At 54.6% G+C, this 19,014-nt stretch carries 14 protein-coding genes; 6 read left to right on the top strand and 8 right to left on the bottom strand.

The genetic code is table 11. From position 1 onward, the window contains the following. Positions 1-154: 154 nt before the first annotated feature. The 4 genes from B5G37_RS04885 to asnB all read right to left on the bottom strand — a co-directional run bounded on the left by B5G37_RS04885 (position 155) and on the right by asnB (position 7,029). Positions 155-718: a GNAT family N-acetyltransferase gene (locus B5G37_RS04885; protein WP_087254764.1), complete on the bottom strand. Its 564-nt coding sequence runs from the start codon at positions 716-718 to the stop codon at positions 155-157. 13 nt (positions 719-731) lie between these two features. After that, complete coding sequence (locus B5G37_RS04880) at positions 732-2,042, bottom strand: 2-hydroxyacyl-CoA dehydratase (RefSeq protein ID WP_087254761.1); 1,311 nt, start codon at positions 2,040-2,042, stop codon at positions 732-734. Between the two features lie 20 nt (positions 2,043-2,062). After that, a complete protein-coding gene (locus B5G37_RS04875; RefSeq protein WP_087254758.1) occupies positions 2,063-5,002 on the bottom strand; it encodes an acyl-CoA dehydratase activase in 2,940 nt (979 codons plus the stop codon). Positions 5,003-5,172: 170 nt separating this feature from the next. After that, the gene (gene asnB, locus B5G37_RS04870; RefSeq protein ID WP_087254755.1) at positions 5,173-7,029 is read right to left on the bottom strand and encodes an asparagine synthase (glutamine-hydrolyzing); all 1,857 of its coding nucleotides are present in this window, start codon (positions 7,027-7,029) and stop codon (positions 5,173-5,175) included. Between the two features lie 209 nt (positions 7,030-7,238). Here asnB and B5G37_RS04865 point away from each other — a divergent pair, with 209 nt between their 5' ends. The 3 genes from B5G37_RS04865 to B5G37_RS15170 all read left to right on the top strand — a co-directional run bounded on the left by B5G37_RS04865 (position 7,239) and on the right by B5G37_RS15170 (position 9,543). Further along, positions 7,239-8,531 carry a conjugal transfer protein TraL gene (locus B5G37_RS04865; RefSeq protein ID WP_143482870.1) on the top strand — a complete coding sequence of 431 codons (1,293 nt, stop codon included), beginning with the start codon at positions 7,239-7,241 and terminating at the stop codon, positions 8,529-8,531. Beyond that, positions 8,528-9,283 (top strand): exodeoxyribonuclease III, encoded by a 756-nt coding sequence (locus B5G37_RS04860; RefSeq protein ID WP_087254749.1) that lies wholly within the window; start codon positions 8,528-8,530, stop codon positions 9,281-9,283. Before B5G37_RS04865 ends, B5G37_RS04860 begins: the two co-directional genes overlap by 4 nt. Before the next feature lie 89 nt (positions 9,284-9,372). After that, positions 9,373-9,543 (top strand): hypothetical protein, encoded by a 171-nt coding sequence (locus B5G37_RS15170; protein WP_158099348.1) that lies wholly within the window; start codon positions 9,373-9,375, stop codon positions 9,541-9,543. A 56-nt stretch (positions 9,544-9,599) separates the two neighbouring features. Here the strand turns inward: B5G37_RS15170 and B5G37_RS04855 are convergent, their stop codons facing one another. The 4 genes from B5G37_RS04855 to B5G37_RS04840 all read right to left on the bottom strand — a co-directional run bounded on the left by B5G37_RS04855 (position 9,600) and on the right by B5G37_RS04840 (position 11,819). Next, positions 9,600-10,004: an arsenate reductase ArsC gene (locus B5G37_RS04855; protein WP_087254779.1), complete on the bottom strand. Its 405-nt coding sequence runs from the start codon at positions 10,002-10,004 to the stop codon at positions 9,600-9,602. 25 nt (positions 10,005-10,029) lie between these two features. Then, positions 10,030-10,407, bottom strand: a complete 378-nt coding sequence (locus tag B5G37_RS04850) for a thioredoxin family protein (RefSeq protein ID WP_343229684.1) — start codon at positions 10,405-10,407, stop codon at positions 10,030-10,032. Positions 10,408-10,420: 13 nt separating this feature from the next. Then, positions 10,421-11,428 carry a permease gene (locus B5G37_RS04845; RefSeq protein WP_087254746.1) on the bottom strand — a complete coding sequence of 336 codons (1,008 nt, stop codon included), beginning with the start codon at positions 11,426-11,428 and terminating at the stop codon, positions 10,421-10,423. 79 nt (positions 11,429-11,507) lie between these two features. Further along, positions 11,508-11,819, bottom strand: coding sequence for a metalloregulator ArsR/SmtB family transcription factor (locus B5G37_RS04840; RefSeq protein ID WP_087254743.1), 312 nt, complete (start codon positions 11,817-11,819; stop codon positions 11,508-11,510). Between the two features lie 177 nt (positions 11,820-11,996). Between B5G37_RS04840 and B5G37_RS04835 the strand changes: the two genes are divergently transcribed. From B5G37_RS04835 to B5G37_RS04825, 3 genes are all read left to right on the top strand, one after another. Continuing rightward, entirely contained in the window at positions 11,997-12,662 is a 666-nt protein-coding gene (locus B5G37_RS04835; protein ID WP_087254740.1) for an ABC transporter ATP-binding protein, read from the top strand. Between the two features lie 12 nt (positions 12,663-12,674). Then, entirely contained in the window at positions 12,675-15,863 is a 3,189-nt protein-coding gene (locus B5G37_RS04830; RefSeq protein ID WP_087254738.1) for an ABC transporter permease, read from the top strand. Between the two features lie 177 nt (positions 15,864-16,040). Then, a complete protein-coding gene (locus tag B5G37_RS04825; protein WP_087254735.1) occupies positions 16,041-18,998 on the top strand; it encodes an FtsX-like permease family protein in 2,958 nt (985 codons plus the stop codon). Positions 18,999-19,014 lie beyond the last annotated feature (16 nt).

Genomic DNA, 19,014 nt, shown 5'->3' with positions numbered 1-19,014 from the left:
AGCCCGCCAGTGTGGAATCGGGTCGCCCTTTGACCCGATTATGCATGCAGCGGGCTGCAACTCCTCGAAAAAATGCTGGCATTTTTGAGAAGCGTGTCGAACTTTTTCGACACGCTGAAGCGGCAGAGCGTATGCTCTACCGCTTTTCTATTCGTTATAGGGTTGTGGTGTACCGCAAATCCACACAAATGGTGTCATGGGGGAAGGGAATGTCCTGATGTGTGCCATCCCAAGCAAAGCCTTGGCGGGCGTAAAAGCGTCGTGCGCCTTCATTTTCCTGCAGTACAAATACGTAGGCTTGGCGGAAGCCATCTGCCTTTAACTGATCCTTGGCTCGATCCATGAGCAGTTTGCCGTATCCTTTCCCTGTTTCCTGTGGGTGGGTGTAGAAGGAAATGATCTCACCCCACCCTTGGTAGCCGGAAGCGTCAAACTCCACGTGCATTCCGCCACCGTGGTTTTGATTGCCGATGCGGGCAGGTCCACAGGTGATGCAGGCCACGGGTGTGTCGTCTCGGTAGAGGAGAAACCCGTGGTGCCGTGGTGTACGGGCATACTCGGCAAAGGTGTCCACCCAACGGGTGGGGGTGATGTTTTCCTCCATCCAGTCCAGCGGGACGGCATGGGGATAAGCCGCCCACCAGCCCAGAGCGTGAATTTCGCTCATGGCTAGAAAGTGCTCTGGTCTGGTAGCCTCCACAAGGGTTAGCTGGGCCATGGGGTAACCTCCTTTAGTGGGAAGCTCCCACCAGTTCCTTTTCTGCGGACTGCTGCTCTTCCTGTCGGGCGATCTGGCGGGCGTTGGCCAGCATCAGCTTGATGCGGTTCTCCTGGTTGATCTTGGTGGCGCCGGGGTCGTAGTCAATGGCCACAATGTTGGAGTTGGGGTAATCATCCTTCAGCTTTCGGATCATGCCCTTGCCCACAATGTGGTTGGGCAGGCAGCCGAAGGGCTGAGTGCAGACAATGTTGGGCACACCAGAGTGGATCAGTTCCAACATCTCGCCGGTGAGCAGCCAACCCTCGCCCATCTTGTTGCCGTCACCCAGATAGCCATGCACCAGCTTGTGCATGTTCTCGAATGTGCCGGGGGCATGGAAGCGAGTCTTTTTCAGGGCGGCGATCATGTCCTTCTGGCAGTCCTCAATGTAGCCTTTGAAGATCTGACAGACCTTCTTTTTGATCCACTTGCCGCCGTACAGGTCCACGTCGGACTCTCGGTTGAAAATTTTGAAGATCATGAAGTCGGTGAGACCGGGCACCACAGGCTCAGCGCCTTCAGAGAGCAGGAAGTCCTCCAGGTTGTTGTTGCCCAGGGGGGAGAACTTGACATAAATCTCGCCCACCACACCCACGCGGACTTTCTGAGGTCCAGCCACGGGAATGTCGGCAAAGTCAGCACAGATCTGGTCGAAGAACTGGCGCATCTCTTTGCGGTTCATGCCCTTGCCTTTCTGGAAGGCTTCAATGAGCCGATTTTCCCAACGCTCCACCATCTGGTCGGTGTCGCCCTTCATGACCTCATAGGGGCGCACCTGATTGGCCACGTTGACAATGAGGTCGCCGTACATCATGGCGTAGATCATCTTGCGGATTAGAGGGAGGGTCAGGCTCCAGCCGGGGTTTTTCTCCATGCCGGAGAGGTTGACGGAGATAACGGGAATGTAAGACATCCCAGCCTTCTCCAGAGCCTTGCGCAGCAGATGGATGTAGTTGGAGGCACGGCAACCGCCGCCAGTTTGGGTGATGAGCAGGGCTACCTTGTGGGGGTCATAGCCGCCGTTTTTCACCGCGTCAATGAGCTGGCCGATGACCAACAGGGCAGGGTAGCAGGTGTCGTTGTGAACGTATTTCAAACCCTCCTCCACGATGCCTCGGTGGTTGGTGTTAAGCATGTCAACTTTATAGCCCTCCAGCTCCAACAGCTGGCGGAACATGCCAAAGTGCACAGGGAGCATTTGGGGCATGAGTAGAGTATATTCCTGCTTCATTTCTTTGGTGAACAGAAGACGCCCGTCCTTGGCGTAAACCAATTCAGCCATGTTTTTGTCTCCTTTCGGAATTAAGCCTTGGCCTGGTCACGCTCTTCCATGGCAGCCATGAGAGAGCGTACGCGGATTCTCACCGCACCCAGGTTGCTGATATCGTCGATTTTCAGCTGGGTGTAAAGCTTTCCACCTTGCTCCAGGATGGAGCGCACCTCATCGCCGGTGATGGCGTCGGTGCCGCAGCCGAAGCTTACCAGCTGAATCAGCTGCATGTCCGGCTGGGTGCACACGTAGCGGGCGGCGTTATACATCCGGGACTGGAAGGTCCACTGGTTGAGGACCTTTCGGGGGGCATATCCCTCGTGGTAGGCCACAGCGTCCTCACTGACCAGCACGAAGCCAAAGGAGGTCACCAGGTCGTTGATGCCGTGGTTGATCTCTGGATCGATATGGTAGGGGCGGCCAGCCATGACAATGATGGGACGGCCTTCGGCCCGGGCCTTATCGATGTAGGACTGGCCCACCGCCCGGATTTCCTGCTTATACAGGTCATAGGCCTGATAGGCGGCGCGGATGGCGTGTACCGCCTCTTTGCGGGGCACCCCGAAGGTATCTGCAAACCACTGGGAGCCGATGCGCTCGTAGTCCTTGGGACGGTGTAGACCGGCGTAGGGATAGAGGAAACGAGTCTTCTTCAGATCCGGCACATTGGCGGCCAGCAGCTCGGGATAGTAGGCCACCACGGGACAGTTGTAGTTGTTGTCCGAGGACTTCTCATCGAAGTTGTAGGACATGCATGGGTAGAAAATGGCATCCACGCCCGCTTCCACCAGAGCCTGCACATGGCCGTGGAGCAACTTGGCGGGATAGCACACCGTGTCCGAAGGAATGGTACGCTGGCCCTTGATGTACAGTTTGCGAGTGGACTCGGGGGAGAGAACCACCTCAAAGTTCAACCGGGTGAACAGCTCAAACCAGAAGGGCAGGTTTTCGTACATGTTCAGACCGAAGGGGATACCGATGCGGCCGCGGGAACCGTTGCCGAAGCCTTTGCCCTCCATGCTGCGCAACTTGCGGTACTTGTAGTTGTACAGATCGGGCAGCTCCACCTTCTCCTTGCCCAGGGGGCGGGAGCAGCGGTTGCCGGAAATGAACCGACGTCCACCATCGAAGGTATTGACAGTGAGAGAGCAGTGGTTGGTGCACAGGTTGCAGGTCACCGGCTTGGCGGTGTGGGTGAAGTTCTTCAACTCCTCAGGGCCCAGCAGAGTGGACTTCTCCAGGTGCAGGTTGCGGGCAGCCAAGGCGGCACCAAAGGCGCCCATGATGCCGGAGATGGTGGGACGGGTGACGTCCCGCTTCAGCTCCTGCTCAAAGGCACGGAGCACAGCATCGTTGTAGAAGGTACCGCCCTGCACCACGATGTGCTTGCCCAGGTCGTCAGCGCTGGCGGCACGGATGACCTTGTACACAGCGTTCTTAACAATAGAGATGGATAGACCGGCGGAGATCTCCTCCACGCTGGCGCCGTCCTTCTGGGCCTGCTTCACCGAGGAGTTCATAAACACGGTGCACCGGGAGCCCAGATTCACCGGATGGTCGGCAAATAGACCCATCTTGGCAAAGTCAGCGATGGAGTAGCCCAGGGCCTTGGCAAAGGTCTCGATGAAGGAACCACAGCCGGAGGAACAGGCTTCGTTAAGCATGATGGAGTCCACCGCGCCGTTGCGGATCTTAAAGCACTTCATGTCCTGGCCGCCGATGTCGATGATGAAGTCCACATCGGGGTTGAAGTGGGCGGCAGCGCGGTAGTGGGCCACCGTCTCCACTAGGCCTAAGTCACAGTTGAAGGCGTTTTTGATGAGGTCCTCGCCATAGCCAGTCACGGCAGCACCCTTGATGGTGATGCGGTCCTCACACAGCTTGTAGATCTCCTGGAGCTGGGGCAGCACCACAGACACTGGGTTGCCCTGGTTGGAGTGGTAGTAGGTGTACAGAAGACCACCATCGGGGGCAATGAGGGCCATCTTGGTGGTGGTGGAGCCGGCATCAATGCCCAGATAGGCATCGCCGGTGTAGGTGTGAATGTCCAGCTGGGGGGGAGTGGAGGCGTTGTGGCGAGCTACAAAGGCGTCGTACTCCTCCTGAGACTGAAACAGAGGGGGCATGGTGTCCACCACGGTGGTGGCGTCCCGGCTCTCTTCCAGCAGCTTCAAAAGCTCCTCGAAAGGACGGGCGGTGTACTCCTCAGAGCACAGAGCGGCGCCCATGGCGGCAAAGCAATCGCCGTCCTTGGGGAAGATGGCGTGTTCTTCATCCAGTTGGAGAGTATCCACAAAGCGCTCCCGCAGCCCCTTCAAGAAGGTAAGGGGACCGCCCAGGAACACAATCTTGCCCTTCAGCTCGCGGCCCTGAGTGAGGCCAGCCACGGTCTGATCCACCACAGCCTGGAAGATAGAGGCGGCCACGTCCTCCTTTCGTCCACCCTGGTTGAGGATGGGCTGGATGTCGGACTTGGCGAACACACCGCACCGAGAGGCGATGGGGTAGATCTTTTCGTGCTTCAAGGATAGTTTGTCCAGCTCATTGACGGTGACGTTCATCAGTGTGGCCATCTGGTCAATGAATGCACCGGTACCACCGGCGCAGGAGCCGTTCATGCGCTCTTCCAGTGCACCGCCAAAGAAGATGATCTTGGCGTCCTCGCCGCCCAGCTCGATGACAGCATCGGTGTCAGGAATGTAGGTGTTGACAGCCGCAGCGGTGGCGTACACCTCCTGAACAAAGTCCAGACCGGCAGCTTTGGCCACGCCCAAGCCAGCGGAACCGGTGATCACCAGCTTCACCTCTTTGCCTCGGAGCATGTCCTCAATGGAGTGCAGCGTCTCACAGGCTCGCTCCCGGGTCTTGGAATAATGCCGCTCGTAGGAGCGGAATAACACTTGGTTTTGTTCGTCCAATACCACCACTTTCACGGTGGTGGAGCCAATATCAATGCCAACTCGTAAATTCATAAAGGCACCTTCCTGAATCCATATAATTACGCAGTACTACTATTATATAAAAGAATGATTCTAATTTCAATAGTAGGTTCTAGTAACACCGGCGATATATGGCAAAATTCATCACAAGATAACAGACCGCAACGGCAAAGCCGCTGCGGTCTGTTGGATATTACCATGGTTTATCGGGGCTGATAGGGAGCGACACCGCAGACCTCAGGGAAGTAGACCTGATACCAGATGAGGAAGGACAGCACGGTGTACAGCTTACGGTGGGTGCGGGCCTTTCCGGAGTAGTGCTGCTCCAGCAGGTCCAGCAGGTACTTCTGGTCGAAGAACTCCGCCACATAGTCCTGGTTGATCAATTCCTTAGCCCATTTGTAGTACTTCTCTTCCTTCAGCCAGGCGATGAAGGGGACGGGGAAGCCCACTTTGGGGCGCTTGATCCAGTCGTCGGGGAGCATGGGCACAGCGGCTTGACGCAGGGGGAACTTGGTGGTGGACTTGCCCCGCATCTTCTGGTTGCTGGGGATGGAACGGGCCACCTTCCACACCTCACGGTCCAGATAGGGCACCCGCAGCTCCAAGGAGTTGGCCATGGTCATACGGTCGGCCTTGCGCAGGATATCCAGAGGCTGCCAAAGGTGCAGATCCAGGTACTGCTTCTTGGTCAGGTCATCGGCACCCTTCACCTGGGCAAAATAGGGGGCGGTGATGTCCTTCCAGGTGCGGCTGCTGCGATAGGTGGGGGTGAGCACCCGCTCCACCTCATCGTTGTCAAAAATGAAGGCCTGCCCCACAAAGGTGTCCTCCACCGACTTGGCCGCCGAGGTCAGGAAGCCCTGACCATGGAAGGGGGGGAACTTGGACACAACACCGGCCACTGCCTTACGGATGGGGAGGGGCAGCTTGCGGTAAGCTCGGTAGGGCTTGGTGGTGTGATAGGTGATATAGCCGCCAAACAGCTCATCGGATCCCTCGCCCGACAGCACCACCTTCACGTCCTGGGCTGCCAGCTTGGACAGGAAGTACAGGGGCACCGTGGACAGGTTGGCGTTGGGCTCGTCGGCGTAATACTGAATGGTGGGCAGGATATCGAAAAATTCCTCGGCAGTGATGGTCTTGGAGATGTTCTTCAGGCCCAACTCCTCGCACAGAGCCTTGGCCTCGCTGGTCTCATCAAAGCCTTTGTTGGCAAAGCCCACAGAGTAGGTCTTGTCGGGGTGGGACAGGGCGGTGATGACGCTGGAGTCAATGCCACCAGAGAGGAAAGCACCCACTTCCACATCGCTGATCTGGTGGGCTTCCACAGACTCAGTGACCACCTCACGGATTTCCTGAGCGTGCTCCTCCAGGCTCTTGGAGTCAGGCTCAAAAGAGAAGATGTGGTAGGCGCTCACATCCAGCTTACCGTCACAGTAGGTGAAGTGGTGGCCGGGGAGCAGACGGAACACGCCCTTGAAGAAGGACTCGTCCAGCGCGGAATATTGGAAGGTGAGGTAGAACTTCAAAGCCTCCCGGTTCAGTTCCTTCTTGAAGGAGGGATGGGGCAGGAAACTCTTGAGCTCGGAGCCAAAGAAAAAGGTGTCGCCCATGGGAGCGTAGTAGAAGGGCTTGATGCCGAAGGGATCGCGTGCGCCGTACAAGGTCTGGGTCTGTGTGTCCCAGATGACAAAGGCGAACATGCCCCGAAGCTGCTGGGTGACCTCAGCGCCCCACTGCATGTAGCCGTGGAGCAGCACCTCGGTATCGGAATTAGTCAGGAAGGTGTGGCCCAGCTCCTGCAACTGGGTGCGTAAGGTTTGAAAGTTATAGACCTCGCCGTTGTAGGCCAAAATATAGCGACCATCCGGGCTTTTCATGGGTTGATGCCCATTGGCCAGGTCGATGATGGACAGACGGCGATGGGCAATGGCGCAGTGGTCGTCGGTATAATAGCCCTCCTCATCGGGGCCACGGTGGGCAATGGAATCGCCCATGGCATGAAGGGCAGTGACATCAGGGGTAGAGCGGGAGAGAAATCCGGTAAAACCGCACATAGGGTTATCCTCCAGTAGACATTTGAAAATTCAGACACAAGCATACATCTTACGTAGAAAAAAGTCAACTGTTCCAGGTGAAGAATACGGTTGAAATCCAGGAGGGGAGCATGGTAGAATACTCCCAATGAACCGGTGGAAAGGCAGGGGGAAACATGGAAGGTTCTCGGTTGGAATGGAGTGCGAGATTGTGTGGATTGGGTGCTGGATTGTCTATCATTGGTGCCTTCATCGCCGCACTTCAGCTGCACCAGGGAACTATGGGGCAGCGGATGTTTGTGGGTGTGTTCCTGGCACTCCTGGTGGGACTGGGACTGCTGCTTTTGTACCTGGAGCAAGTAAAGATCCGGGACCTGTGCTACTTGGCGCTCCCGTTGGCCTTGGCCATGTTGGTGCGCTGTCTGCTGATGGATCATCAAAGCGATGACTATCTGACCTTTCTCAGCCAGTGGTATGAGGTCATTCGGGAGGGTGGCGGCTTTGCTGCCATTTCTCAGCCAGTGGGGAATTACAATGTGCCATATCTCTATTTTATTGCCCTGATTTCCTATCTAAATGTTCCAAATCTGTACCTCTATAAACTGTTTTCTGTTTTTCTGGATGTGATTCTAGCCTGGGGTGGGTTGCGGGTGGTGCGAGTGCTGGTGGGGGAGAAGCGAAGTCTCTCTCCTCTGGTGGCCTTTTCGGTGCTCCTGTTTGTACCCACCGTGGTACTCAACGGAAGCTACTGGGCGCAGTGTGACGTTATCTACGGGGCGCTGGTGGTCCATGCGGTGGCCAGTTTGCTGGAAGGACGCAACAAGTGGTCCCTGGTGTGGCTGGCGCTGGCCTTTTCTTTCAAGCTCCAAACGGTATTCATTATGCCTCTGTGGGGAGTACTGTGGCTGGCGGGACGAGTGAAATTCCGGGAGTTGTTTGTCTTTCCTGGGGTCTATGCTCTCACTGCTGTACCTGCGTTGTTGCTGGGTAAACCATTAGGAGATATTCTAGGGGTGTATCTGGGGCAGATGGGAGAGTATGACCGATTGACCCTCAATGCTCCCACAGTGTATCAGTTCTTGCCCCAGAATGGCGTGTATGACCAGTCGTTTCTCTCCCAGCTGGGTATCATTGCAGCTATGATTGTGGCCTTTGCCATGCTTTTTGTGGGGGTATGGAAGAGAAAACAGCTGGACAATCAGATGGCTATGGCAGTGGCCATGGTACTGGTGGTGGGGATTCCCTTCTTCCTGCCCCATATGCACGAGCGATATTTTTATCTGGCGGATGTACTGGCGGTATGCTGGGCAGTGGCAAATGTGCGGCGCATCCCTGTGGCGGTGCTGGTGTGTGGTTCATCGCTGGCTAGTTACAGTGTCTATCTGCGGTTAAAATATAACTATATCTTATATATTGCAGGGGATTACCTGGTGATGTTCTGGGAGACAGCGGCTATGGCAGCAGCCTTGGCTCTGTGCCTGTATCATCTGGTCACCCTGTGTCGAAGAGGAGAAAAACAATGAAATTTGTCTCATGGAACGTCAACGGCCTGCGTGCCTGTCTGAAAAAAGGGTTTGAGGAGTCGGTCTTGGGGCTGGATGCAGATTTTATCTGTCTTCAGGAGATCAAGATGGAGCAGGGACAGGCCCAGGTGGACCTGCCTGGATACCAGGAGTTTTGGAACTCGGCGGAGAAGAAGGGGTATTCGGGTACCGCTATCTTTGCTCGCCACAAGCCTCTGTCTGTGCGCTATGGTATGGGTATGGAGTCCCACGACCACGAGGGACGGCTCATCACTCTGGAGTACCCGGATTTTTATCTGGTCAACTGCTATACTCCCAACGCCCAGAACGAACTGGCTCGCATTGACTACCGCATAGAGTGGGAGCGGGATCTGCGGGCGTATCTCATGGAGCTGGACAAGACCAAGCCGGTGGTCTACTGCGGCGACCTGAACGTAGCCCACAAGGAAATTGACCTGAAAAATCCCGGCCCCAACCGGGGCAAGGCGGGGTTCTCCGATCAGGAACGGGAGCAGTTTGGCCTGTTGCTGGAGAGTGGATTTGTGGACACCTTCCGGCACCTGTATCCCGACGTCACCGGGGCCTATTCCTGGTGGAGCTACCGGTTTAACGCTCGGGCCAACAACGCGGGATGGCGCATCGACTACTTTGTGGTGTCTCAGCGGCTGGCTTCCAAGGTGCAAGGCGCAAGCATTCACCCCGATATTTACGGCAGTGATCACTGCCCGGTGTCCCTGGACCTGGATATTTAAAAAATTTCCAATTCAGAAGAAACTGGCATAGAGAAATCCTTCGCTTTGGGCACACTAGGGATGGACCAAAGCAAAGGAGGACATGTGCAATGAAGATGAGTATGATGATTCCTGTGGCAGGGCTGAGCATGTTGGCCGGTGGCGTGATGGGCATGGCCCTGAGTCCTAAGAAGAAGTCCAAAATGCAAAAAACCGTGACCAAGGCAGCCAAAGCGGCAGGCGACGCCATGGAAAATCTCTCCGGCGTCCTGAAAATGTAACGCTTACAGCAAAAAAGCACGAGTTCGGCCCGAATATCGGGCCGAACTCGTGCTTTTTACGCCATCTTGGACAGTGTCTCTCGGAGTTTCCATACATTCTTTTCGATGTTAGCGATGGTATCCGCAAACACCTGGTCGCTTTCTCCTGTGGGATCGTCCAGACCCCAGTTCTCCGTGTACGGAGCGGTGAGGGAAGGGCAACTGACGTTACAGCCCATGAAGATCACAACGTCGGGCTGAGGAATGTCAGAAATCAATTTACTGAACTGGGTTTGCTCCATGTCAATGCCGTGCAGCTGCTTCATCATGCGAACGGCATCGGGATTGATGTGGTCTTTCACCTGGGTGCCTGCGGAGTAGCTTTCAAACACGTCGCTGGCCAGTTTTTTCCCCAGCGCCTCCGCCATCTGGCTGCGGCAGGAGTTGTGCACACACACAAAGGCGACCTTTGGCTTGTTGATCGATGTCATAGGTGTTATCCCCCACTTAACAGCCCAAATTGCGGAGCATGGCTTCCACTTCGGCGGGCTTGAGGACCTTGCCGGTGGATACCACCTGATCGTTGACCACCAGGGCTGGAAGGCTCATCACCCCGTAACCAGCAATTTGCGCCATGTCCTGCACATATTCTACCTGAGCGTCCAATCCCATTTGGCTCACCGCTGCCTGGGTGTGTTCCAAAAGCTTGTGACAGGATGCGCACCCGGTGCCCAACACCTTGATGGTCCATCTGCCCTGTCCCTGACAGCAGCCCTGGGTGGGAGTTGCTGCATCAACCTCAGGCGCAGAGCAACCGCAGGAACAAGCGCAGGCAGGCTTTGTAGCCCCTTCCTTCTTCTTGCCAAATCCGAATAGTGCCATCATTTTGATACCTCCATTAAATCAATACATACTGAATGATGTTGAAAAAATACCCAACTAAAATAATCCCTACTGTACAAATTCCAATAAATGCCGCTAAAAGCTGCGGTTTCACCGCCTTTTTCAGCATAATCATAGAAGGCAGGCTCAAGGTGGTTACGGCCATCATAAAAGAGAGAATCGTGCCCAAACCCGCTCCCTTAAACAGCAGGCTTTCCGCCACTGGGATGGTACCGAAAATGTCAGCGTACATGGGAACGCCCACCAAAGTGTCCAAAATTACGGCGAAGGGGTTGTGGTTGCCCAATACAGTTTCCACCCAAGTCTGGGGCACCACATTGTGGATGAGCGCTCCGATGCCCACGCCGATAAAAATATAGGGTGCTACCTTTTTCACCGTGCTAACCAGTTGATCTCTGGAATAGACCAGGCGATCCCGCCGTGTCAAGGTACCGTCTCCCTGGTCGATATGGGGAGCGTTGCGGATAAAGTCCTCCACATACCGCTCCATTCCCAGCTTCTGCAGCACAGAGCCACCGATGACAGCAATCACCAGCCCCAAAATCACATAGACCACCGCCACTCGGGTACCAAAAACACTCATCAGCAGCACCAGAGATCCCAAATCCACCATGGGAGAGGAGATCAGAAAGGAAAAGGTGACGCCCACCGGCAATCCTGCGCTGGTAAATCCCATGAAGATGGGGATGGAGGAGCAGGAGCAGAAGGGGGTGACGGTACCCAGAAGGGCAGCGATGATATTGGAGCCAAAGCCGTGGAACCGACCTAAAATCCGCTTGGTGCGCTGAGGAGGGAAGTAGCTTTGGATATACGAGATCCCAAAAATGAGCAGGGACAGTAGCACAAAGATTTTGATGGTGTCATAGATGAAAAATTGGAGTACACCGCCCAGGGTGCCATCCAGCCCCAATCCGTGCAGGGTGTTTCCGATGAGAGCGTTTAGCCATTTCATGCCCAGAATTTGATCTTGGAAGAACAGCCATCCGCTGTGGAGCAAATCCATGGTTTGATACCTCCTAAATACTTTGATGAATTTCGATTTGATGTTCCAGGAAAAACCACCCGCTCCTCGGGTGGTTTTCTCAGTTGCAGGAGCATTCCAAAGAGGAAGGTGCGGTTGTGTGGGTAAAGAGCGTAATCAATTCTCTGGCCTGAGCACATCCCTGTGGGGAGAGGGAGTAGTGAGTCCACTTTCCCTGGGCGCGTCCCACTACCACTCCGGAATCACAGAGAATTTTCATGTGATAGGAGAGGGTAGATTGGCTGATTTGCAGATGCTCCAGCAACGAACAGGCGCAAGTTTCGCCATGCGTGAGCATCTCCAGAATTTGTAGGCGATTTGCATCGCAAAATGCTTTAAAAATTTTCGCCTGTTCCATGTAATTCTGACTCATGTGTCACACCCGCTCACATTGATATATTTCAATTTGATTGTATTATATGCAATACATTGATAAATGTCAATAAGAATTCCTCGGAGGGGACACGGTGGAGATTCGGGTGTTGCGCCTGGATGGGCAGTATGGTATACTTTAGCTCAGAGAAGTACTAAGGAGAAAGGAGTATCAACCATGGGTGTGTTACAACTCAAAGAAGTATGCTATACATATCAAACACAGTATCAAAAAGTGGAGGCATTGAAGGGAATTTCCACCTCTTTTGATGCTGGTAAGGTATATGCCATTGTGGGAAAGTCGGGAAGCGGAAAGACCACATTGCTTTCGCTACTGGCGGGGTTGGATCTTCCCACACAAGGGGAGGTGCTATGTCACGACACTTCCACCAGTCAGATGCAGTTGGAGCAGTATCGCCGGGAACAGGTGGCGGTGATCTATCAGAATTTCCGCCTCTTTCCTTTGCTGACGGTGGCGGAGAATGTGATGTATCCCATGGAGTTGCGTGGGACCAGCCCTAAGCAGGCCCGCGAGAAGGCTGCCGTTCTGGTAGAGCGGGTAGGGTTGCCGGAAACGGTGCTCAATCGCTATCCCACCATGCTCTCCGGCGGTGAGCAGCAGCGTGTGGCCATTGCCCGAGCGCTGGGTATGGACACCAAAATCCTCTTGGCGGACGAGCCTACAGGCAATCTGGATACCGCAAACAGTGAGAATATTTTTTCAATTTTGCGATCCTTGGCTCATGACGACGGATACTGCGTCATCATTGTAACCCATGACCGTGCGCTGGCTGATCAAGCTGATGATGTATTGGAACTCAGAGATGGTCGAGTGGTAGAGTAAGGAGCGCGTTATATGATCATTCGCAACGGAATTCTCAATACAGTGCGGGCCAAAGGGAAAACCGTGCTGTTTACATTGTTGATTTTCATCCTGACCTTATCCCTTTCTTTCGGTATGGGGCTGTGGAGTTATTGCGCTCAGACGTTGCAGGTGATGGATGAAACCTATACCTCCATTGCCGTGGTAGAGTACATGGGGGAACAGTACCCTCAGGAATACGTGGCCGACGACGCAGCTCGACAGGCTATGGAGCAGCTGGAAGACTATTCCCAGATTTCCGGCGTAGAGCTGTGGGAGGCCACCAGCTGGGGAACGGCGCTCTCTGAAGGGTATCAGCGCAATGGTAGCACCATTCCCTACGAAGATCAGGTAGTGGTGGCGGTGTTCAACGTGGTGCCGCAACAAGAGCTGGTGTGGGGGCCTCTTCCTTCCAACGATTTGCCGTCCAGCTACATCCTCTTTGAGGGAGATCGCGTGACCGTCAATCTGGGCGGGGGGAAGGTTTGGGAAAAGATTCCCTTCTACGATTTTTCTACTCAAGATATGGACACGTCCCAACTGCCGGATGTCTACTGCTACATGAGTAAAGGCTTTACTTTGGTTGATCAGACCCAGGGAATCAAACAGGATATTTCTCGTCTGGTGGAGCAGAATCAGTATTTTCAGTACTATGAGGAGACCGGAGAGTTGTACGGAAACTATATAACCAATGTGGGCTATACCGGTATCATCGGAAAGAATCTGTACTCATACGAGGGGAAAAGCGGTGTTCTCATCCAAATTGACCCCGGCGACAGCGGATTTGCGCCAGAGAAAGGAAAACGATATCTGGTACACGGAACCCTATTTGACAGCGGAAACTCTAACCGCGCCATGGTGGTGTCTGATTTTTATGAGGGGTGTGAGGAGTCGCCCTGGACCTGTGTGGAGACCTATGATGATCCGGTGTTTCAGGATAGCATCTTTGTGGACTACGCGGAAAAGTATGAATTGGGTAACAATTACATTCGGGTGGACTCCAGCGACGACATTGAGGCTTTGGAGCCTTTCCAGCAGGGGACTCTCTATCTCACCGAAGGACGGTACCCTCAGGCAGGTGAGAGCGGTGTGTGCGTGATCAGCAACGACATTGCCCAGAGCCTGAATCTGGCGGTGGGAGATTCGCTGCCCTTATCCATGATGCAGGCCACAGAAAATGACCCTTTCGCCCTGGAGGAGACTGGGGATACGCGCACATGGACGATTGTGGGTGTGGTCAACCAGTCTGAGGGTTATGAGGGCCGGGTCTGGGTTTCCTGCGGAGAGGAAATCCCACAGACACCGCTGTTCGGGTACCAACTGGGACGAGCTGTTCTAGACAACAATCTGGCTGCGGAGGCTGTGGAGCAGATGGAGGCCGTGTCGCCGGACGGCGTGCGCATCACCCTGTATGACCAGGGCTACGCCGCCGCAGCTCAGCCGTTGCAGGCCATGGAGTCCACGGCTCAGGGGATCACCTTCGCCTCTTTGGTGGGAGTTTTGGCGGTGCTGTGCCTGTTTGCCTTCCTCTTTGTGGGACGGCAGCAGCAGGCAGTGGATGTGATGACGTGCCTGGGTACACCCAAGAACCAGATTCGACTGTGGCTGTTGTCTGGCGCTACACTGGTGTCTGGAATCGCTGTGCTGGCGGGAGCGGTAGTCTCTGCACTCTCGTTACAGGTACTTATTCCTTTGGCTTTGCACGCGGCTGAGGCCTTTTACGCGGCGGATCAGCGCTACAGCAATGGAGCTTTGGGTGTGACAAAAGAGGTGGCCCAGTCGCAGCAACTGGCTCTCTGGCCGAGCCTGGTGTCTGCGGCGGTGGTGTTTGTGTTGGCGTTGGTGTTGTGTGTGGCTTTTGTGGGTCAGGCACAGCGGAAAAATACTTTGCGTCGGGGTAAAACGCGAGTGCGAGTACCCAAGAGTAAGACCAGTGTAGCAGGGAAGGGTGCAGTTCGATTTGCTTGGCTCTCTGCGCGCCGTGGTGGATTGCGCTCGGCGGTAGTGCCAGTGGTCGCTTTTGTTTTGTCTGGATTTTTAGGACTGCTGATGGCCACAGCCCAGGGATGGGAGGAGCAACGCCGCTCTCTCTACGAAAGCACCACCATCACAGGACAGTTTACCTCCACCAATGGCCGCCAGTATACCGACTTGACCCTGGCCTATCCTTGGAGGCTTTGGGATTCTGGCATGCTCTCCGACATTCAGGTCAGTGGAAGCCTCCGCTATTGGCTGCCGGATGAAATTCCGCAGTTTGCTGACAATGAGTACGGCATTGCCCGAAAGGAGAGTTGGATTGCCCAGCAACCTTCCATGGTTTTTCTCAATGGGTTGCAGGTAGCCCCTGAATTTATCTATGGGGACGTGCCGGAGATTACGTGGCTGGACGGTTGGGATGAAAGTTTTCTCTCAGACCCGGATAATTCCGGAAACTGGAACGAAACTATGCCCTGTGTGGCAAGTCAGCGATGGATGAAGGAGCATGACCTGTCGCTGGGAGACGAGATTGTCGTCAACTGTGAAAATATGTATGGAGATTGGACCGTTCAAATTGTAGGTAGCTTTGCCCCCGCAGGTAAGCAGGACAATCTCTACTTCCCGCTGTGTTACTGGAGTCTACCCCCTTGGCAGGCGGATGATGAGAGAGAGACCTACTCGCCCACCGGTAGTTTTCTTTCCAGTCGCTTTACCCTCCGCTCTGCCTATGACCTGGAAGCTTTCCGGGACTACCTGGCTCAAGAAGGGTACAACCAACCGGGAGGCTCAGGCAGTAACCGTGTGACGGTGGTTCTCAATGACCATATTTTCACTCAGACCGTACAGGCTTTGAACCGGTACATCACGTTGGGACAGATTTTGTTCCCGGTGCTCTTTGTGCTCATGGGTGTGCTAGGCTTTGTGGTCTCTTGGCTGATGGTCAATGGCAGACGCATGGAGTTTGCCATCATGCGCGGGATGGGAGCCTCCAAAGGCCGGGTCTTTGGTTCCTTCTTCTTGGAACAGATGGGCCTGTGCTTGATGGGCTGTGTGCTCAGTGGACTGGTGCTGACCCTTTGGAGTGGTCAAGGGATGGCGTGGCTGGCCGCGGCAGGTTTTGCGGTTTGCTATTTGCTGGGCTGCGCTGTAGCCGTATGGACCGTGGGCAAAACGAAGATCTTTGCTCTTCTTACCCAGGCAGACTAATTCAAACTACAGAAGAATCGAAAAGGGGAGATTGGAATGTTCCTACGTAATGGTATCCTCAGTACCCTGCGTTCCCGGGGGCGTGCGCTCTTGTTTGCCCTTCTCATTCTTCTTTTGACGGTATCATTGTCCCTGGGCCTTGGGCTTTGGAGTTATTGTGCCCAGACGTTGGAGACTATGGATGAGACGTACACCTCTATTGCCCTGCTGGAGTACATGGGAGAGGAGTATCCAGACCCCTATGCAGCCGACGAGGCAGCCCGTCAGGCATCGGAACAGCTGGGGGATCTGTCTCAGGTACCGGGCGTACAGTTGTGGGAGCCTACCCGCTCCACTATGGCCCTCTCCCAGGGATATCAGCGTCCCAACGGCACCATTCCCTACAAAAATCAAGTGGTACTGACGGTGTTTCAACTCACTCCACAAATGGGGAAAGAGTCGTATGTCCTGCAGCTGGAGGATCTGCCTCAGGAGTATTTAATCCGGGACGGGGACCGCTGCACGGTAAAAATCAAGGATGGATTGTGGGAAGATATTGCATACGATGCATTCCCAGCACGATTACCCGCCAAAGTTCGGGTGGTGGAGGATGGCACAATCACGCTTGTGGATGAAACACAGAACATTACCCTGGATCTGAGTTGGTTGAAAGAGCAGGAAAAGTGCTTTGATTATGTTCGGGCCACAGGAATCGATGTTTCCACCGGCCAAACAATTACGGATGAATATCTGATGGGATACCGGCAGGTGGTGGTGGGAACTACTGGCATCATTGGGAAAGCCCTCTACTCCTATGAAGGTAAGAGCGGGGTGCTCATTGAGGTGGATCCAGGGGACAGTGGTTTTTCTCCCCAGCCGGGGAAGCGTTACCTCATTCATGGCCAGCTGTATGACAGTGGAAACTCGGGGCGAGCTGTGGTAGTTACCGATTTTTATGAGGGGTGTGAGCAGTCTCCTTGGGTAGAGTATGACAGCTACGACGATTCTATATTCGCCCAGAGTATTTTCACCGAATACGCCCAAAAGTATGAGTTGGGCAACAACTACATCCAAGTGGAGGCCAGCGACCAAATTGCAGCACTGGAACCCTTCCAGCAGGGAACGCTATATCTGAGAGAGGGACGCTATCCCCAGGCGGGGGAGCGGGAGGTGTGTGTCATTACCTTCCAGTGGATGGTGGTAGGTATTTCCAACCAAGCAGAGGGTTATGAGGGACGGGTTTGGGTCTCTCAGGGAGAGCCTTTGCCCCAGACTCCGTTGTTTGGTTATATGTTGGGCCGGGCAGTACTGGATAACCAGAATGCCGTGGAGGCCGTGAAACAGATGGAAACGCAAATTTCCGACGGAGTCCGGGTCACATTGTATGACCAGGGGTATGCCGCTGCGGCTCAGCCCTTACAGGCTATGGAGGCTACAGCCCAGGGAATTACCCTAGCCTCTCTGGTGGGTGTTTTGGCGGTACTGTGTCTGTTTGCCTTTCTCTTTGTTGGGCGGCAGCAACAGGCGGTGGATGTGATGGTATCTTTGGGTACCCCCAAGGGTGGCATCCGGCTGTGGCTGTTGTCGGGGGCAATTCTGGTAGCAGGGATTGCGATATTGGCAGGCATGGCAATCTCTGCGGGTTCCATGCAGCTGCTCGTTGGTTTGGCCTTGCAGACAGCTCAAGCACTCTATGCCGCTGATCGGCGTTACAGCGATGGGGCGCTGGGCGTATCCAAAGACATGGAACCTTCTCAGTCGATTCCACTCTGGCCTGCCTTGGCAGCAGGTGTGGTGGTGTTTGTGGTGGCGTTGCTGTTGTGTGTGGCCTTTTTGCGTCAGGCTCGGCAGAAAAACACCCTACGACAAGGCAAAAGTCGGGTGCGTGTCCCCCGTAGTGGTACTAGCACGGCTGGAGCGGGTGCGCTGCGCTTTGCCTGGTTATCTGCCCGTCGAGGCGGTTGGCGCTCGGTCGTGGTTCCAGTAACTTCTATGGTGCTAACTGCTTTCTTGGGGACCTTAATGGTTACCGCTCTGGGATGGGATGGGCAGAAGGTCCAGCTGTATGAAAATACCGCCATCACAGGACAATTCACCTCGGTCAATGGTAGACAATATACCGACTTGCGCTTATATGACCCGTGGAAATTATGTGACTCGGGGCTGATTGAAGAAATTCAGGTGTACACCAGTGTGCCTTACTGGCTCCAAGAGGAGTCTCCTACATTTGCAGACACCGCGTTGGGAGGACAGCTCCAAGATGCGTGGATATCCAAACAGCCGGATATGGTATTTCTCAATGGCTTGGATGTTGCGCCGGAGTTTATCTACGGCGAGGAGAAAAACATCACCTGGTTGGAGGGATGGGATGAGAGCTTTCTGGCTGATCCCAGCTATTACAAGGAGGGGAGAATGTCCGCGTGGCCCTGTGTGGCCAGTGGGGACTGGATGAAAAAATATGCCCTGAAGTTGGGGGACGAGGTTGTTGTCCGTGCTGACACCATGGGGGATGCCACCGTACACATTGTGGGCAGTTACGTTACCAAAACCAAGAGCGAGAGCATGTTCCTGCCACTGAGTTTCCGATGCCTACCGCCGTGGGAGGCTGAGAACGATGAGCAAACCATTCCCTATAACGGCAGCTTTTATGGGTGCTGCTTCACCTTGAAATCCGCCTATGATTTGGAGAATTTTCGGGAGTTTTTGGCTCAGGAGCGGTACACGATGCCAGGTGTGTTGGATGGAACCCGTCTGGTGGTGCTGCTGGATGACGGCGTGTTCACTCAGACGGTAGAGGCGTTGGGGCGATACATGACCTTAAGTCAAATCCTGTTCCCGGTGCTGTTTGTTCTCATGGGAGTGCTGGGCTTTGTGGTGTCCTGGCTGATGGTCAACGGCAGACGCATGGAGTTTGCTATTATGCGTGGACTAGGCGCCCCTCAAAAGTGGGTATTTGGTTCTTTCTTCCTGGAGCAGTCGATCCTATGCTTGGCCGGCTGTATGGTCAGCGGGGTGGCGTTGAACCTGTGGAGTGGAACCCCCCTAGTGTGGCTGGCGGCTTTAGGGTTTGGTCTGTGCTATTTGACGGGATGCGCTCTGGCGGTGCGCGCGGTGGGCCGCACCAAAATTTTCACCCTTCTCACCCACGCAGACTGATGGACAGAATGAAAGT

The organism is Pseudoflavonifractor sp. An85 (assembly GCF_002161235.1).
Classification (GTDB): Bacteria; Bacillota; Clostridia; order Oscillospirales; family Oscillospiraceae; genus Enterenecus.
The sequence above is the reverse complement of the archived record's forward strand: the minus strand, read 5'-3'. Positions and strand labels throughout refer to the sequence as shown.

Bases quoted from the DNA above. Each gene is read 5' to 3' on its own strand.
- B5G37_RS04885 (WP_087254764.1), bottom strand. From the start codon at position 718: ATGGCCCAGCTAACCCTTGTGGAGGCTACCAGACCAGAGCACTTTCTA.
- B5G37_RS04880 (WP_087254761.1), bottom strand. From the start codon at position 2,042: ATGGCTGAATTGGTTTACGCCAAGGACGGGCGTCTTCTGTTCACCAAA.
- B5G37_RS04875 (WP_087254758.1), bottom strand. From the start codon at position 5,002: ATGAATTTACGAGTTGGCATTGATATTGGCTCCACCACCGTGAAAGTG.
- asnB (WP_087254755.1), bottom strand. From the start codon at position 7,029: ATGTGCGGTTTTACCGGATTTCTCTCCCGCTCTACCCCTGATGTCACT.
- B5G37_RS04860 (WP_087254749.1), top strand. From the start codon at position 8,528: ATGAAATTTGTCTCATGGAACGTCAACGGCCTGCGTGCCTGTCTGAAA.
- B5G37_RS15170 (WP_158099348.1), top strand. From the start codon at position 9,373: ATGAAGATGAGTATGATGATTCCTGTGGCAGGGCTGAGCATGTTGGCC.
- B5G37_RS04850 (WP_343229684.1), bottom strand. From the start codon at position 10,407: ATGATGGCACTATTCGGATTTGGCAAGAAGAAGGAAGGGGCTACAAAG.
- B5G37_RS04845 (WP_087254746.1), bottom strand. From the start codon at position 11,428: ATGGATTTGCTCCACAGCGGATGGCTGTTCTTCCAAGATCAAATTCTG.
- B5G37_RS04840 (WP_087254743.1), bottom strand. From the start codon at position 11,819: ATGAGTCAGAATTACATGGAACAGGCGAAAATTTTTAAAGCATTTTGC.
- B5G37_RS04835 (WP_087254740.1), top strand. From the start codon at position 11,997: ATGGGTGTGTTACAACTCAAAGAAGTATGCTATACATATCAAACACAG.
- B5G37_RS04830 (WP_087254738.1), top strand. From the start codon at position 12,675: ATGATCATTCGCAACGGAATTCTCAATACAGTGCGGGCCAAAGGGAAA.
- B5G37_RS04825 (WP_087254735.1), top strand. From the start codon at position 16,041: ATGGATGAGACGTACACCTCTATTGCCCTGCTGGAGTACATGGGAGAG.